This window comes from Streptomyces sp. NPDC004788, from assembly GCF_053601115.1.
Genome location: NZ_JBSGBF010000053.1, coordinates 37835 through 53392 on the forward strand (window position 1 = coordinate 37835; position 15558 = coordinate 53392).

Annotated in this window: 14 protein-coding genes and 1 pseudogene; 6 read left to right on the top strand and 9 right to left on the bottom strand. The window is 74.2% G+C overall.

The window, feature by feature from the left end:
• Positions 1-45: 45 nt before the first annotated feature.
• From ACWEJX_RS22775 to ACWEJX_RS22785, 3 genes are all read right to left on the bottom strand, one after another.
• Positions 46-441 carry a Zn-ribbon domain-containing OB-fold protein gene (locus tag ACWEJX_RS22775; protein ID WP_403801621.1) on the bottom strand — a complete coding sequence of 132 codons (396 nt, stop codon included), beginning with the start codon at positions 439-441 and terminating at the stop codon, positions 46-48.
• Positions 442-603: 162 nt separating this feature from the next.
• Positions 604-1308, bottom strand: a complete 705-nt coding sequence (locus tag ACWEJX_RS22780; RefSeq protein ID WP_451609250.1) for a TetR family transcriptional regulator — start codon at positions 1306-1308, stop codon at positions 604-606.
• A gap of 58 nt (positions 1309-1366) precedes the next feature.
• Positions 1367-2128: an SDR family NAD(P)-dependent oxidoreductase gene (locus tag ACWEJX_RS22785; protein WP_451609251.1), complete on the bottom strand. Its 762-nt coding sequence runs from the start codon at positions 2126-2128 to the stop codon at positions 1367-1369.
• Positions 2129-2439: 311 nt separating this feature from the next.
• On the opposite strand from ACWEJX_RS22785, the gene ACWEJX_RS22790 reads away from it, so the two are divergent.
• Positions 2440-2877, top strand: coding sequence for a glutaredoxin domain-containing protein (locus ACWEJX_RS22790; RefSeq protein WP_451609252.1), 438 nt, complete (start codon positions 2440-2442; stop codon positions 2875-2877).
• On the opposite strand, the gene ACWEJX_RS22795 is transcribed toward ACWEJX_RS22790, so the two are convergent.
• Positions 2846-4000 carry an acyl-CoA dehydrogenase family protein gene (locus ACWEJX_RS22795; protein ID WP_451609253.1) on the bottom strand — a complete coding sequence of 385 codons (1155 nt, stop codon included), beginning with the start codon at positions 3998-4000 and terminating at the stop codon, positions 2846-2848. The two genes, ACWEJX_RS22790 and ACWEJX_RS22795, sit on opposite strands and share 32 nt — an antisense overlap.
• A 181-nt stretch (positions 4001-4181) precedes the next feature.
• On the opposite strand from ACWEJX_RS22795, the gene ACWEJX_RS22800 reads away from it, so the two are divergent.
• A complete protein-coding gene (locus tag ACWEJX_RS22800) occupies positions 4182-4787 on the top strand; it encodes a TetR/AcrR family transcriptional regulator (protein WP_403801638.1) in 606 nt (201 codons plus the stop codon).
• Between the two features lie 26 nt (positions 4788-4813).
• Here the strand turns inward: ACWEJX_RS22800 and ACWEJX_RS22805 are convergent, their stop codons facing one another.
• From ACWEJX_RS22805 to ACWEJX_RS22815, 3 genes and pseudogenes are all read right to left on the bottom strand, one after another.
• On the bottom strand, positions 4814-5962 hold the full coding sequence (locus ACWEJX_RS22805) for an XdhC family protein (RefSeq protein WP_451609254.1): 1149 nt from the start codon (positions 5960-5962) through the stop codon (positions 4814-4816).
• Positions 5963-6041: 79 nt separating this feature from the next.
• Positions 6042-7508: an NCS2 family permease gene (locus ACWEJX_RS22810; protein ID WP_451609255.1), complete on the bottom strand. Its 1467-nt coding sequence runs from the start codon at positions 7506-7508 to the stop codon at positions 6042-6044.
• 205 nt (positions 7509-7713) lie between these two features.
• A pseudogene (locus ACWEJX_RS22815) lies at positions 7714-7833 on the bottom strand (FAD binding domain-containing protein); the annotation flags it as partial.
• Positions 7834-8105: 272 nt separating this feature from the next.
• Here ACWEJX_RS22815 and ACWEJX_RS22820 point away from each other — a divergent pair.
• A complete protein-coding gene (locus tag ACWEJX_RS22820; protein ID WP_451609256.1) occupies positions 8106-9800 on the top strand; it encodes a PucR family transcriptional regulator in 1695 nt (564 codons plus the stop codon).
• A gap of 198 nt (positions 9801-9998) precedes the next feature.
• Positions 9999-10766 (top strand): hypothetical protein, encoded by a 768-nt coding sequence (locus ACWEJX_RS22825; RefSeq protein WP_451609257.1) that lies wholly within the window; start codon positions 9999-10001, stop codon positions 10764-10766.
• A gap of 104 nt (positions 10767-10870) precedes the next feature.
• On the opposite strand, the gene ACWEJX_RS22830 is transcribed toward ACWEJX_RS22825, so the two are convergent.
• Together ACWEJX_RS22830 and ACWEJX_RS22835 are read right to left on the bottom strand one after the other, a co-directional pair.
• Positions 10871-12547: a WD40 repeat domain-containing protein gene (locus tag ACWEJX_RS22830; RefSeq protein ID WP_451609258.1), complete on the bottom strand. Its 1677-nt coding sequence runs from the start codon at positions 12545-12547 to the stop codon at positions 10871-10873.
• Between the two features lie 74 nt (positions 12548-12621).
• Positions 12622-13410 carry a GntR family transcriptional regulator gene (locus ACWEJX_RS22835; RefSeq protein WP_451609259.1) on the bottom strand — a complete coding sequence of 263 codons (789 nt, stop codon included), beginning with the start codon at positions 13408-13410 and terminating at the stop codon, positions 12622-12624.
• A 148-nt stretch (positions 13411-13558) separates the two neighbouring features.
• Between ACWEJX_RS22835 and ACWEJX_RS22840 the strand changes: the two genes are divergently transcribed.
• A complete protein-coding gene (locus tag ACWEJX_RS22840) occupies positions 13559-14449 on the top strand; it encodes a (2Fe-2S)-binding protein (protein ID WP_451609260.1) in 891 nt (296 codons plus the stop codon).
• A 206-nt stretch (positions 14450-14655) separates the two neighbouring features.
• The coding region (locus ACWEJX_RS22845) for a DUF2637 domain-containing protein (RefSeq protein WP_451609261.1) at positions 14656-15558 on the top strand (903 nt) is incomplete at its 3' end.

Sequence of the window (15558 nt, forward strand, 5' to 3'; positions counted from 1 at the left end):
CCACCCGCCCCTTTCCGCTTGTCCGTGTCTCCGTGCGGGACGCGCTCAGAACCAGCCGTCGAGCGCGACCTCCTCGCTCAGCCGCACGACCGGCCGGCGGCCCGCACTGCCGTCGTGGAGGAGCTTGACCCGGACGCCCGGGCGCACCGCGTGCGGCGGTCCGTCGACCCGGCAGCGCACCACGAAGCCCTCGGTCATGTGGACCGGCCAGAGGTCGGCCTCGGCGGCGGTGAAGGCGCGGCGCACCGATATCACGCCCTCGCCCGCGCTGAGTTCGGGCGCCAGGTCGGTGGACCCGCAGGTCGGGCAGAGCAGGCGCTGGAAGGTGGTGGTCTGGCACCAGCGGCAGCGCTGGAAGTAGAGCTCGGGCTCGGCGGCCGACTCGGCGTCGAGGACGGCGCCGGCCTGGCTCCGCAGGCCCGTGGATCCGGTGTGGAACACGATGGTTCTCCTTGCACTCGGCGGCTCAACCGTGCATGGAGCAAACATATGGCACTGAGTGCCAGCAAATAAAGACCTGAGTTCCCTCAATTGACGATACTGAGACCCCTCCGTGTCCTCAGCCGGGCCCACCGCCGCCCCGCCGGCGCCCGCCGCCGCCACTCAGCTCTCGCCGAGGCTCGCCTCCACCTCGCGCACCACGCGCCACATCGGCGTGGACCGCTTGGCGATCACCACGACCACGTCGTCCGGCTCCTGCTCCGCCGCCGTCCCGGCCGGCGCCGCCGCCGGGTCCCAGGTCGAGCGGACGAACTCCAGGGCCCGGTCGACCTCGGCCAGCGGGTCGCCCTCGCCACCGGAGCGCAGCCAGTGGCGCAGCGCGTGGTTGTGGGCGGCGACGACGGCCGCGGCGACGACGTTGGCGCGCAGGGTGCCGTCGCGGCGGTCGGCGAAGCGGGTGCGCAGATAGTCGCCGAGGACCTTCTCGTAGCGCCACACGACGGAGAGCTCGTACGTCCGCAGGCCCGCGACCTCACGGGTGAGGCGGTAGCGCTGGACGGAGAACGTGGGGTTCTCGGCGTACATCCGCATGACGAGCCGGGTGGCCTCGCAGACCCGCTCCAGCGGGTCGTCGCCGTCCTCGCTCGCGGCGAGGAACTCGGTCATGTCGGCGAGGCTCTGCTCGTGGTCCGGGAAGACCACGTCCTCCTTGGACGGGAAGTACCGGAAGAAGGACCTGCGGCCGACCCCGGCGGTCCTGACGATGTCGTCGACCGTCGTCTGCTCGTAGCCGCGCTCCAGGAAGAGCTGGAAGGCCGCCGCGACGAGGGAGTCACGCATCGAGGGCTTGGCGGGGTTGGTGCTCATACCCTCGAACCTAGCACTCCGATCCCTCGCGCGACGGCACTAGGTGCCACCGGCGGGATCAGCGGGCGGCCATGCGCAGGGCGCCGTCCATGCGGATGGTCTCACCGTTGAGGTAGTCGTGCTCGGCGATCATCGTGACCAGCCGGGCGTACTCCTCGGGGCGGGCGAGCCGCTGCGGGAAGGTGACGCTCGCGGCGAGCCCGGCGCGGATCTCGTCGCTGAAGCCGGCCATCATCGGGGTGTCGACGATGCCGGGGGCGACGGTGACGACCCGGATGCCGAACTGGGCGAGGTCGCGGGCGGCGGTGATGGTCATCCCGGCGACACCGGCCTTGGAGGCGGCGTACGCGATCTGGCCGACCTGGCCCTCGAAGGCGGCGATGGAGGCGGTGTTGACGACGAGCCCGCGCTGCCCGTTCTCGTCGGCCTCGCGCTGGGCGATGGCCTCGGCGGCGAGCCGCATGACGTTGAAGGTGCCGACCAGGTTGACGTCCAGGACCGTCCGGAACAGCTCCAGGTCGTGCGGGCCCTTGCGGCCGAGCACCCGGGCCGAGGGCGCGATGCCGGCGCAGTTCACGGCGAGCCGCAGCTCCGCCCCGTCCTCCTCGATCCGCGCGAGCGCGGCCCGCACCTGCTCCTCGTCGGTGACGTCGGCCGCGATCAGCGTGACGCCGTCCGCCGGCGCCTCGGCGCCCGCGACCGCCTTGTCGAGGTCGAGACCGTAGACGGTGGCGCCCTTGGCGGCGAGCGCGGCGGCCGTGGCGGCCCCGAGCCCCGAAGCGGCACCGGTGACGAGCGCGGCGGAACCTGCGATGTCCATGGATCTCCTCATGCGAACGCGGCGCCGGGTGTCGGGCCGCCGGGTGTGGTGGATGGCCGGCCGCGGCGCCTCGTGAGCGCCCTGGACCGGGCCGTGCGCCGGACCGGGGCCGGGCACGGTCGACGCCGCTCACCCTACCGAGCGGCGTCGATGACGAGGAGGTCTGTCCGGGCGGTCCCGGCCTCACGACCACTCGTACAGCTTGGCGTCCGCCTTGCCGTCCGCGCCCACCTCGAACTCGAAGACCCCCGCGCGGGAGTTGAGCTTCAAAGCGGCGACGCCCGGACACGCGTACGGATAGCCTGCGGAGCATGATGCGCGCCTGGCTCCTGCCGCTCCTGCTCGTGCTCGCCGGTGCCCTGGTGGCGGCCTCGACGGCCGTCCGTGGCTCGGTCGGCTCGGCCGCTCTCCTCCTGCTGGGGTTCGTGGTGCTCGCGGGACTGAACTCGCCCCTGGTGTTCCCGCGCTCGACCGGCGCCGCGGCCGACGGCCGCCCGGTCGTCTACTGGCGGCCGGGCTGCCGGTACTGCCTGCGGCTGCGGCTGCGCCTCGGCCGGGACGCCCGCCGGGCGCACTGGGTGAACATCTGGCGCGACCCGGAGGGCGCGGCGGCGGTACGGGCGGCCAACAACGGCGACGAGACGGTGCCGACCGTCGTCGTGGCGGGCCGCCCCTGCACCAACCCCGATCCGGCGTGGGTGCGGGAGCGGTTGCTCGCTACTTCGCGGCCACCGAGAGCTGCCGGCTGATGACGAGCCGCTGGATCTGGTTGGTGCCCTCGAAGATCTGCATGATCTTCGCCTCGCGCATGTAGCGCTCGGCCGGGAAGTCCCGCGTGTAGCCGTAGCCGCCGAGGACCTGGACGGCGTCCGTGGTGACCTTCATCGCGGTGTCGGTGGCGATGAGCTTGGCGGCGCTGGCCTGGCGGCTGAAGGGGCGGCCGAGGTCACGGCGGCGGGCGGCGTCGAGGTAGGTGGCGCGGGCGGAGTCGACGGCGGCGGCCATGTCGGCGAGGAGGAAGCCGAGGCCCTGGTGGTCGATGATCTTCCGGCCGAAGGTGGTGCGCTCGTTCGCGTAGGCGACGGCGGCGTTCAGCGCGGCCTGGGCGAGGCCGGTGGCGCAGGCGGCGATGCCGAGGCGGCCGCCGTCGAGGGCGCTGAAGGCGATCTGGAGGCCCTGGCCCTCGGCGCCGATGCGCCGGTCGGCGTCGACGAGCGCGCCGTCCCAGTACGCGGCGGTGGTGGGCACGGCCTGCAGGCCCATCTTGCGCTCGGGCGCGCCGAAGGAGAGCCCCTCGGTGGCGCCGGGCGCGAGGAAGCAGGAGATGCCGTGGCTGCCGGGGGCGGTGCGGGCGAAGAGGGAGTAGAAGCCGGCCTTGCCGCCGTGGGTGATCCACGCCTTGGTGCCGGTGATCCGGTACGCGCCGCCGTCCTCGGTGGCCTCCGCCTTGCAGGTGAGCGCGGCGGCGTCGGAGCCGGCCTGCGGTTCGGAGAGGCTGTAGCCGCCGATGAGCCTGCCGTCGAGCATCTGCGGCAGCCAGCGCTCCTTCTGCTCGGCGGTGCCGAAGGCGTAGAGCGGGTGGCAGGCGAGGGTGTGGACGCTGGTGGCGACGGCGATGGCGGCCCAGCGGGCGGCGAGCTCCTCCAGGACCTGGAGGTAGACCTCGTAGGGCTGGCCCCCGCCGCCGAACTCCTCCGGGTACGCGAGGCCGAGCAGTCCCGCCTCGCCGAGGGTCGTGAAGAGGCCCTCGGGGTACGCCTCCGCGGCCTCGTGCTCGTCGGCGCGGGGGGCGAGCTCCTTGTCGGCGATCTCCCGCGTGAGAGCGATGAGGTCCGCCGCCTCGGGGGTGGGAAGCAGACGGTCGACATCCATGGCGACTCCATCACGACGCAAAGGGGTGGCTGCGAGAACGAACGAAACGGATCACGGAGAGCGGATCCGGGCTGCGGATCCCGTGAAACGGTACTGCGAGGGGTACGGCAGTACCGGTTAGCGTAGCGCAGAAGGGTGGTCCCGTAACCCCCCGATCGGGTCGACGCGGCATACTGTTCGGGTGATCGAGACCTCCGCCGCACACGCCCCCCGGCTCACGGGCCGGGGCGCCGCCCGGCGCTCCGAGCTCTTCGACGACCTGGTGGCGCTCCTCGTCGGGGAGGGCTTCGCCCAGCTGACCCTCGACGACCTCGCCGCCCGGCTCCGCTGCTCCAAGCGCACGCTCTACGGCCTCGCGGGCAGCAAGGAGCAGCTCGTCCGGGCCGCCGTGGTGCAGTTCTTCCGGCGCGCCACCGTGCGCGTCGAGGCGGTCCTGGCCGCGGCGACCGGACCGGCCGAGCGCCTGGCCGCCTATCTGCGCGCCGTCGCCGCCGAACTGGCGCCCGTCTCCCCGCAGTTCTTCGACGACGTGGCCGCCTTCGAGCCGGCCGCGGAGGTGTACGAGCGCAACACGCGCGCGGCCGCGGGGCGGGTCCAGGAGCTGATCGAGGAGGGCGTGACGGCAGGCGTCTTCCGCGACGTGCACGTGGCCTTCGCCGCCGACGTCATCTCGTCCGTGATGGTCCGCATCCAGCAGCGGCAGGTGGCCGCGGCGACCGGACTGGCGGACGCGGCGGCCTACGAACAGCTCGCCCAGCTGCTCCTGAACGGGCTGCGCAAGGGCTGAGCCGCGCGGTCGGGGCGGCGTCCGGGTCAGACCACGGAGCCGATCCGGCCGTCCGGCTCGTGCGGTCCGTCGTGGTGGATCGGGGTGTGCGCGCCGGCGAGGGACACGCCGCTGCCGCCGCGGCGGGCGGCGACGATCTCGGCGCCGATGGAAAGGGCGGTCTCCTCGGGCGTACGGGCGCCGAGGTCGAGGCCGATCGGGGAGCGCAGCCGGGCCAGTTCGAGCTCGGTGACGCCGGCCTCGCGCAGCCGCCGGTTGCGGTCCTCGTGGGTGCGTCGGGAGCCCATGGCGCCGATGTAGGCGACGGGGAGCCCGAGCGCGACGCGGAGCAGGGGGACGTCGAACCTGGGGTCGTGGGTGAGCACGCACAGCACGGTCCGGCCGTCGATCGCGCCTGCCGCGACGGCCGACTCCAGATAGCGGTGGGGCCAGTCGACGACGATCTCGTCGGCGTCGGGGAAGCGGGCCCGCGTCGTGAAGACGGGCCGGGCGTCGCAGACGGTCACGTGGTAACCGAGGAACGTGCCGACCCTGGCCAGCGCGCCCGCGAAGTCGACGGCGCCGAAGACGATCATGCGGGGGGCGGGGACGGAGGACTCGACGAGGAGGGTGACGGGCCGGCCGCAGCGGCTGCCGTCCTCGCCGATCTCCACGGTCCCGGTGCGGCCCGCGTCCAGCATCGCGAGGCCCTCGCCGGCCGCGGTGCGGTCGAGGTCGGGATGGCCGCCGAGCCCGCCCTCGTACGAACCGTCGGGCCGGACGAGCAGCGCCCGGCCCATCAGTTCGGCCGGGCCTTCGACGACCCGGACCAGGGCCGCCGCCTCCCCAAAGGCGGCGGCCCTGAGCGCGGCGGGGAAGACCCCGCCGCGCACGGGTGTGACGAGGATGTCGATGACCCCGCCGCAGGTCAGACCGACCACGAAGGCGTCCTCGTCGCTGTAGCCGAAGCGCTCGACGACCGTACGGCCTTCTTCGAGCGCCTCCCGGCACAGCTCGTACACCGCGCCCTCCACACATCCGCCGGAGACCGAGCCGATGACCGTGCCTTCGCTGTCCACGGCGAGCCCGGCGCCCGGTTGCCTGGGTGCGCTGCCGCTGACGCCCACGACGGTGGCGACGGCGAACTCGCGGCCCTGCTCGACCCACCGGTGCAGCTCTGCGGCGATGTCCAGCACGGCGCACTCCTCCAGGACCTACGGGTGTGGAGGGCGACGTTACCCGGGACCGGGCCCGGGTTCCGTCGGATCGGCGGGATCAGCCGACGCCGAGCCAGCTCTCGATGGGATGGATGGCGAAGTAGACGATGAAGATCCCGGTCAGCGCCCACATGAAGCCGCCGACCTGCCGGGCCTTGCCCTGCGCGGTCTTGATCACCGCGTAGGAGATGACGCCGGCCGCGACACCGGTGGTGATGGTGTACGTGAAGGGCATGAGGACCACGGTGAGGAACACCGGGATCGCGACGGAGCGGTCGCTCCAGTCCACGTGCTTGGCGTTCTGCATCATCATCGAGCCGATGACGACCAGGGCGGCGGCGGCGACCTCCTGCGGCACGATCGCGGTCAGCGGCGTGAAGAAGAGGCACAGGGCGAAGAACGCGCCGGTGACCACGGAGGCCAGACCGGTGCGGGCGCCCTCGCCGACGCCGGTGGCGGACTCGACGAAGACGGTCTGGCCGGAGGCGCCGCCGACGCCGCCGAGGACACCGCCCGCGCCGTCGATGAACAGCGCCTTGGACAGGCCGGGCATCCGGCCCTGCGCGTCGGCGAGCTTGGCCTCGGTGCCGACGCCCAGGATGGTCGCCATGGCGTCGAAGAAGCCGGCGAGGACCAGGGTGAAGACGATCATGCTGATGGTGATGTAGCCGACGTCGCCCCAGCCGCTGAAGGACACGTTGCCGATCAACGAGAAGTCGGGGGCGGAGACCGCGCTGCCGTGCAGCTCCGGCGGACCGGAGAACCAGGCCTTGGCCGGGATGTCGGCGACCGCGTTGAGGATGGCCGCGACGACGGTGCCGCTGACGATGCCGATGAGGATCGCGCCGGGGATGTTGCGCGACTGGAGTGCGAAGATCAGCAGCAGGGTGAAGGCGAAGATCAGGACGGGCCAGCCCTGGAGCTCACCGGCCGGGCCGAGGGTGACCGGGCCGCCGCCGGGAGCGGGGTTCTCGTGCACGAAGCCGGCCTTGACGAAGCCGATGATCGCGATGAAGAGACCGATGCCGATGGTGATGGCGTGCTTGAGCGCGAGGGGGATCGCGTTCATGATCATCTCACGCAGGCCGGTGACGACCAGGAGGCAGATCACCGCGCCGTACGCCACGGACATGCCCATGGCCTGCGGCCAGGTCATGACCGGGACGACCTGCGAGGCCATCACACCGGAGACGCTGAGGCCGGCCGCGAGGGCCAGCGGGACCTTGCCCCAGAAGCCCATGAGGAGCGTGGTCACGGCCGCGCACAGGGCGGTGGCGGTGATCAGCGCGGCCTGGCCGAGCTGGTTTCCGGCGACATCCTTGCCGGAGAGGATCAGGGGGTTGAGCAGGAGAATGTACGCCATCGCCATGAAGGTGGTGACGCCGCCGCGGATCTCCGTCGCGACGGTGGATCCTCTCTCCGAGATGTGAAAGTACCGGTCGAGCCAGGACCTGCCGGCGGGGTTGCGCGAGCCGTTGCCCGCGTCCTCCGCCGTGGTCTCCGGCTCCACTGACGACTGGGTCATGGGGCCTACTCCCAAGGTTCAAAGGGGCACCCGCATCGAATCCGTGAGCGCGGGTGCGCGTGGACTGCGGGATTTGGGATTTCCAGTTGGCTGCACGACCCGGGGGACGGCCCGAGACGAACGGGGTGAATCGGTACTGCTGGTACAGCGGTTGCCGCGGTTACGGCTGGTACTGCGGTAACCGCCGCTGCCCGGTGCCGGTCAGGCGCTCGGCGAAGTCGATCTCGACGATGACGTCCGTACGGCCGGCGAGGAGCACGGCCGAGGGGTGCTCGGCCTTGGCGGCGAGCACCTCCTCCCAGGAGGCGGGGCGAAGGAGCTGCATATCGACCCTCCTCCCTTCGACGATCTCTTCACGTGCTGTTAACGCGGACTGTGTGGCCTAGTACACAAGCCCCGATCGCCAGGGTGCAGTGACAGAAACCATGAAGCGGTTGGCCGGTCGCCGCCACCGTCTTGTAGATTCGAACGAAAGGCGGGAAACACAAGCCCCGCCGTTTCCCGCTGGAAACGGTGGCCACAGGTCACCGATCACAACGCGACATCCTTCACCATCGAACACCCATCACCACTGACGAGAAGAACGGCGGCGAGATCATGCGGCTGCGCGCACTGCTGGAGAACGACGCGCTGGGCCTGCGGCTGCTCGGCGGCGAGGAGGAGCTGGACCGCTCCGTCCGGGGCGTCATGACCACGGACCTCAAGGATCCCAGCCGCTACCTGTCCGGCGGCGAGCTGGTCCTCACGGGCCTCGCCTGGATGCGGGAGCCGGCCGACGCGGAGCCCTTCGTGCGGACCCTGGCCGCGGCCGGGGTGGCCGCGCTCGCCGCGGGCGAGGCCGAACTCGGTGACATCCCGGAAGACCTCGTACAGGCGTGTTCTCGCCATCGGCTTCCGCTGTTCGCAGTTCACGAGTCCGTTGCGTTCGCGACGATCACCGAGCATGTTGTTCGACAGGTGTCCGGCGAACGGGCGGGTGACCTGGCCGCTGTCGTAGACCGCCACAGGCGCCTGATGACCTCCGGTCCGGCGGGCGGCGGACCCGAGGTCGTCCTGGACCTCCTGGGCTCCGACCTCGACCTGCGGGCCTGGGTGCTCTCCCCCACCGGCCGCCAGATCGCGGGCGCCGGCGAGCCCCTCGACCCGGCCCTCGCGGCCACCCTGGCGGGCGAGCACCTGGCCGCCACCCGCACCGGCCGGCGCGGCCCGCACCGGCTCACCGCCGGCGGCACGCCCTACTCGCTCTTCCCGATCCGCAACACCGGCCGCGGCGCGGCGCCCGCCTCCCGCGACGTGCGCGAGACCGTGCTCTCCGACTGGCTGCTCGCCGTCGAGGCCGACGCGAGCGACTGGCCGGCCGCCCGGCTCGACCTGCTGCAGGGCGTCACCCAGCTGATCGCCGTGGAGCGCGACCGGCGCGACGCGGCCCGTACGGTACGGCGCCGGCTCGCCCAGGAGGTCCTGGAGCTGGTGCAGACGGGCGCCGCGCCCGCCGAGATCGCCGCCCGCCTGCGGGTGGCCGCGCCGGTGCTGCTGCCGGGCCTCGGGACCGCGCCGCACTGGCAGGTCGTCGTCGCCCGCGTCGAGTGGGAGCAGGAGGCCGGGCAGAGCCCGGTCGACAGCGGCCCCATCGCCCAGGCGCTCCTGGAGGAGATCCTGGTCGACCCGGCCACCACGGGCCCCGACTCCGCCGACCGGATCGCCGTCGCGCACAGCGGCGACGAGGCCATCGCGCTCGTCCCGCTGGCCGCGGCGCCGCTGCCGGACAGCGAGGACGACCTGCCGTCCGTGTCCCTCGGGCTGCACGCCGACGCGCTGCTCACCGCCGTGCGCGCCCCGCTGTCCGCCGGGCTCGGCGACGACGGCCGGCTCACCCTGGGCGTCAGCGCCGCCGTGCACTCCGCCGAGGGGCTGCGCGGCGCCCTGGAGGAGGCCCGGCACGCCCGCCGCGTCGCCGCCGCCCGTCCGGGCCGCGTCTGCGCGGCCGGCCACCACGAGCTGGCCTCGCACGTGCTGCTGCTGCCCTTCGTCCCGGACGACGTGCGGCGCGCCTTCACGGCCCGGCTCCTGGATCCGCTGCGCGACTACGACCGGCGGCACCGCGCGGAGCTCATCCCGACCCTGGAGGCGTTCCTGGACTGCGACGGCTCCTGGACCCGCTGCGCGACCCGGCTGCACCTGCACGTGAACACGCTGCGCTACCGGGTGGGCCGGATCGAACAGCTCACGGGCCGCGATCTGTCCCGGCTGGAGGACAAGCTGGACTTCTTCCTGGCCCTGCGCATGAGCTGATCGGGTGAACGCACCCGGCGCCCGAAGGGCTTCATCTCATCGGGTGACCAGGTGAGCTGACGGGGCGGCAGGCGACTGCCGCCCCTGGCCGTTCCCGGCCGCGTTCCGCCACCCACTCCCTTTGTGAAAAGTTTCACCCGACCCCTTGGCCCACGCCTTCGGTTCGTGCTGAGATTCCCCCCTACTCAGCTCGATGGCGTGCTCGGGGAGGGCAATGTGGCGTACGGCCGGGGAACCCCACTGGAGACCGCGGTCTGGAGGCTTCGCTCCCGCGGCTGCTGGACGGACGCCGCCGAACTCCTCACGCCCCGCGCGGCAGAACCGGCCGCGGCCCTGGAGCGGGCGGCCCTGCTGATCGAGCGCTGCCTCTACACCGAACAGGGCTGGGCCGAGGCCGAGGAGGCGCTGCGCGCGGCGGAGGCGGTCGCCCGGACCGACGAGGAACGCGGGGCGGCGGCCTGCGAACGCGGCTACCTCGCCTACGCCTCCACCCTGCTGGGCGTACGGGACCGGGCCGACGAGGCCCGCGCGGCGCTCGGCCGCGCGGCGGCCCTGATCGGCCCCGAGACCCCGCGCCGCGCCCTCCTCGACTTCCGCCGCGGCCTGCTGGCCCAGAACCTCGGCGGCTCCCCACAGGCGGCCCGCGCCGCCTACCGCCGCGCCCACCAGGGCGCGACGGCCCACGAGGACGAGCTGCTGCTCTCCTTCACCTGGCGCCACCTCGCCGGACTCGCCCTGCGCGAGGGCGAGTTGGCCGAGGCCCGGCAGGGCTTCGCCGAATCGCTGCGCATCCGCGAGGAGTTGGGCTACCTGGTCGGCACCGCGCCCGCCCTCGCCTCCCTCGCCGACACGGAACCCGAACCGGAAGCGGGCCGCCTCCGCGCCGAGGCGGGCCGCCTGTTCCGCCTCCTCGGGGGCGTACCGACGTGGCTGGCGGCGCAGTTGAAGCCGCACCCGGCGATCTGACGGGGATTCAGGAACGTGTCCGCGCCCGGCAGCACGGCCGGGTGCGGCCGAGGCCAGTGAGCGCCCTCGCCGGAGCAGCCGGGAGACGGCGGGAACGCCCCGCGTCACCCACCCCGCCGCTCCAGCCGGACGAGCACCTCGTCGAGGCCCAGCACCATCGCGCCGTCCTCCGTCACCGCGACCGCCCGCACCGGCGGGCCGGGGCGGAAGGCGAGCCGGTCGGCCTGCTCAAGGCGACGGAACTCCACCGTCCCGTCGGCCCAGGCCGCGGCGAGGACAGGCCCGTGCGGCGTCTCCACGGCGTCCAGGGAGACGACGGGCGACGCGCGCTCGGCGAGCGGGGCCGGGTCGGGGTCGGTGCCGGGCGTCCACACCCGGACGGCCCCGTCGGCTCCGCCGCTGCACACGAAGGGGGTCGCCGACTCGACGGCGGCGACGGCGGTGACCCGCCCGCTGTGCAGGGCCGCCTGGTGCAGCCCGGTGAGCCCGAAGGCGTGCACGGAGCCCAGCCGGTCCCCCACCACCACGGAGCCCGCGATCGCGGCGAGCGCGGTACCGGGGTGCCGGTAGAGCGTGGCCGAGACGGCCTCGGTGAGCCGGCGCAGATAGGGCGCGCGCGGCTCCCGGCCCGGCACGGTGTGCAGCCGGCCGCGCTCGTCGAGGAGCAGCACCGTCCCGTCGGGCGCGGGCGCCAGCGCCCGGACCCGCCCGGTGACGGGGTGGTCGAGCCGCCCGAGCGCACGGGCGTCGGCCGCGCCGACGAGCCGCACCGCGCCGCCGAGGTCGGCGACGAGCAGCGTGCCGCCCTGCGCGGCGAGCGCGGCGACCGGTCCGGGCCAGGGCGGGGCGACGTCACCGGCGACGCGGGTCCACCGCACCCGCCAGGGCGACGCGGCGGCGAGTTCGTCCAGGGCGGGCCGCAGCCGGGGGTCGGCGCCGTCGCCCAGGACGGCGAGCAGCCCGAGCGCCCGGTCGCCCGGGGCGGGCGCCGCGCACAGGGCCTGCCCGGCCCGCAGCCAGGCGCCCCGCAGCCCGCCGTGCTCGTCCCGGGGCTCCGGGTCCCGTATGTACCCGGTGGTCACGGCGACGGGATCGGCGCCGCAGACGGCGACGGGATCGGAGAGGTCCACGGCGGACGCGGCAGACGGGGCGGACGAGCCGGACGCGGCGGAGGAGCGGGACGAGCCGGACGCGGCAGACGGGGCGGGCGCCGCGGACCCGCCGGACGGGGCAGCTGAGCCGGACGCGGCGGGCGCGGCGGACCCGCCGGACGCGGCGGACCGGCCGGGCGCCGTCGAGGGCTCGTCGTCCTCCCCTTCCACCTCCGCGACCCGCCCCGCCGCCGCCAGCGTCTCGTACTCCGGCGTCCCCGGCCGCGCCTCCACGACCAGCCGCACGCGCCCGAGCCGCGCCAGGTCCGCAAGCAGCAGGGCGACGGCCTCCGGTTCGGCGGCGGAGTGGAGGGCGGGCAGGAGCAGCACGGTGCGGGCGGCGCGGCCGGTCTCGGTGGTGGCGAGGGCGCGGACGAGGTCGGCGGGCGATGTGGCGACGACGCCGAGCCGGTCGGCGACGGCCCACGCGGTGCCGAGGGCCGTGCGTCCGGCCAGCGGGACGAGCGCGCGGGCGGTGCGGCGGCGGCCGGCGGCGCGCGGGCCGTGCCCGGCGAGCCAGTCGAGCAGCCCGGGGCCACCGGTGACGAGACAGAGGCGCGGGGCCTCGGGGTCGGTGAGCCAGCCGAGCAGGGCCGCGGCCCCTGGGCGCTCCGCGCGGACGGACGGCATGATCACCTCTCGGTCGGCGCGGTCATGACGAGCGGTACAGAACGAAGAGACCCTGTCGTTGTCGACCTTAGTCGTCAGTCCTGCGCTCCGGTGAAGTGCTCGCGTACGAGTGACGAAACGACCGGAAGATCCTGGGCGATCAGTGCGTCGAGCAGGGCGGTGTGCTCGGCGGCGTCGGCGACGAGTTCGCCGTGCCGGGTGACGGGGGCGCTGACGAGCGGCCACTGGGAGCGGCGGTGGAGGTCGTCGGCGATGAGGAGGAGCTGCTCGTTGCCGGCGAGGGAGAGCACGGCGCGGTGGAAGGCGCGGTCGGCCTCGGCGTAGTGGGCGCGGTCGCCGCGGGCGGCGGCGGTGGAGGTGGCCTCGGCGAGCGGGCGGAGTTCGGCCCAGCGGGCGGCGGGGACGGTGCGGGCGAGCCGGAGCATGACGGGGACCTCGATCAGGGCCCGCACCTCGGCGAGCTCGGCGAGTTCGCGCGGGGTGCGTTCGGTGACGCGGAAGCCGCGGTTGGGGACGACCTCGACGGCGCCTTCGGTGGCGAGCTGCTGCATGGCCTCGCGGACGGGGGTGGCGGAGACTCCGAAGCGTTCGGCGAGGACGGGGGCGGAGTAGACCTCGCCGGGGACGAGTTCGCCGCCGACGAGGGCGGTGCGCAGGGCCTGGAGGATCTGGCCGCGCACGGAGTGCCGGCGTACGGGGCGGGGGGCGAGCCCGGGGGCGGGCGGCTCGCTGTGGGTGTGCTCGCCGCGCGCGTACGCCGGCCCCCACACGGGCGACCCCTGCCCCTGCCCCTGTTCCGGAACCCGCGGCGTTTCGGCGTACGCCTCACCGGCCCCGTACGTCTCGTACGCCGCCTGCTCCACCCGGGTCCTCCTGCGCCTTCGTGCCGGACCCGGCTCGCGGTGCCGGGGTCCCCCGTGCACGATAGGCGGACGGCGTCGCAGTTCAAACACCGTACGCATCGGGTAAGGTAAGGCTAACCTGCTAACGATCGCGATTCGGTGGTCCCGTATGGCCGTGCCCGCTCTGCTGCCGTCTGCCCCCGCGTCCCCCGCGCCCTCCCCTTCCGCCGCGCCCGCCTCGCCGGTCACGGCCTCGTACGCCCGGCTCGGCGAGGTCTTCACCGCCTTGCGGATCACCGAGCGGACGGCGGACGAGGGAATGCCGCAGGACACGGGCTGGGTCGGCGCGGCGGAGGTGGCCGCGGCCGGGGACGGGCTCGACGCCTTCCTGGCCTGGGACGAGACGCAGGTGCGGCGGGACTACGGGCGTACGGCACGCCCGGACGTGGTCGCGAGCTTCGGGCTGCACCGTTACGCCTGGCCGGTCTGCCTCCTGGTCACCCTCCCCTGGTTCCTGCACCGCCGGGTGCCGCGGCTGCCCGTCCGGAACGTGGCCTTCCAGCGTGCGCTCGGGCGGCTCGCGGTCCGCGTGGAGGAGTTCGCGTGTCTGCCGGACGATCCGGCGGCGGCCCTGCCGGGCGCGCGGGTGGTGGCCGACGAGGAGGCGCTGCGGACGGAGGTGCGGGGGGCGCTCGCCGAGCACTTCGAGGCGGTGCTCGCCGGCTTCGGGCCCCGGATGCGGCGCGGCCGCCGGGCCCTGTGGGGCATGGTGACGGACGAGATCGTCGAGGGCCTCTGGTACGTCGCGGCGCTGCTGGGCGAGGAGGACCGGGCGCTGGCCGAGCTGGAACGGCTGATGCCGGGGACGGCCGGGCCGTTCGTGGGGACCGCGGGCTTCCGGGAGCTGCCGGGCTCGGGCGAGGCGTGCGGCGCGGCCCGGGCGACCCGGGACCGGGCGACCTGCTGCCTGTTCTACACGCTGCGCCCCGAGGACACCTGCCTCACCTGCCCGCGGACGGCCGACCCCGAGCGGGTCCGCCGGCTCGCGGCGACAGCCTGACCGTCTCGTGCCCTTACGCCACCCGCAGGGGTGGCGACGATCGAACACAACTCCCAGCCCTCGCCCGCCAGTTCGAGCAGATCGCACCTATTCGTATGCCGTACGGCCCCGATGGCGTGCTCTTGCCCCGAAACCCCGTGGCCGCCCCGCCGGGTCGGCCAGTATGGGCGGCCGTACCGCCCTACTGCGAGGCAAGGGACATCGCAATGAGACTGACCGACATATCGCTCGACTGGCTGCTTCCGGGCGGCGTGATGGTGGCGGGAGTCCTGACGGCGGTGGCGGTGCTCGCGCGCGGCAAGCGCGCCGGTGACCAGGCCGCGGCCGACGACTCCTGGGAGCGCAGCGAGGAGCGCCGCAGGCGCAAGGAGGCCGTCTACGGCACCGCCTCCTACGTCCTGCTCTTCTGCTGCGCCGCGGTCGCGGCGGCGCTCTCCTTCCACGGGCTCGTCGGCTTCGGCCGGCAGAACCTCAACCTCTCCGGGGGCTGGGAGTACCTGGTCCCCTTCGGCCTCGACGGCGCCGCGATGTTCTGCTCGGTGCTGGCCGTCCGGGAGGCCAGCCACGGTGACGCGGCGCTCGGCTCGCGCATGCTCGTCTGGATGTTCGCGGGGGCCGCGGCCTGGTTCAACTGGGTGCACGCGCCACGGGGCGTCGCCCACGCGGGCGCCCCGCAGTTCTTCGCGGGGATGTCGCTGTCGGCGGCGGTGCTCTTCGACCGGGCGCTGAAGCAGACCAGGCGGGCGGCGCTGCGCGAGCAGGGTCTGATCCCGCGGCCGCTGCCGCAGATCCGGATGGTCCGCTGGCTGCGGGCGCCCCGGGAGACCTTCGGCGCCTGGTCGCTGATGCTCCTGGAAGGCGTACGGACGCTGGACGAGGCCGTGGACGAGGTGCGCGAGGACCGGCGGGAGAAGGAGCAGGACCGCATCCGCCGGCGGGAGCAGGCCAAGCTGGACCGGGCGCGGCTGAAGGCGCTCAGCCGGCAGCACCGCGCGTTCGGGCGGGGTGGCCGGCAGGTCGACGTGGGGGGGGGCGGCGCCGCCCCCCGGGCGGGGGCCGCGCCGCGGCGCGTGGCGGCAGAGCGGAAGGGCACACCTCAGTACTACCCT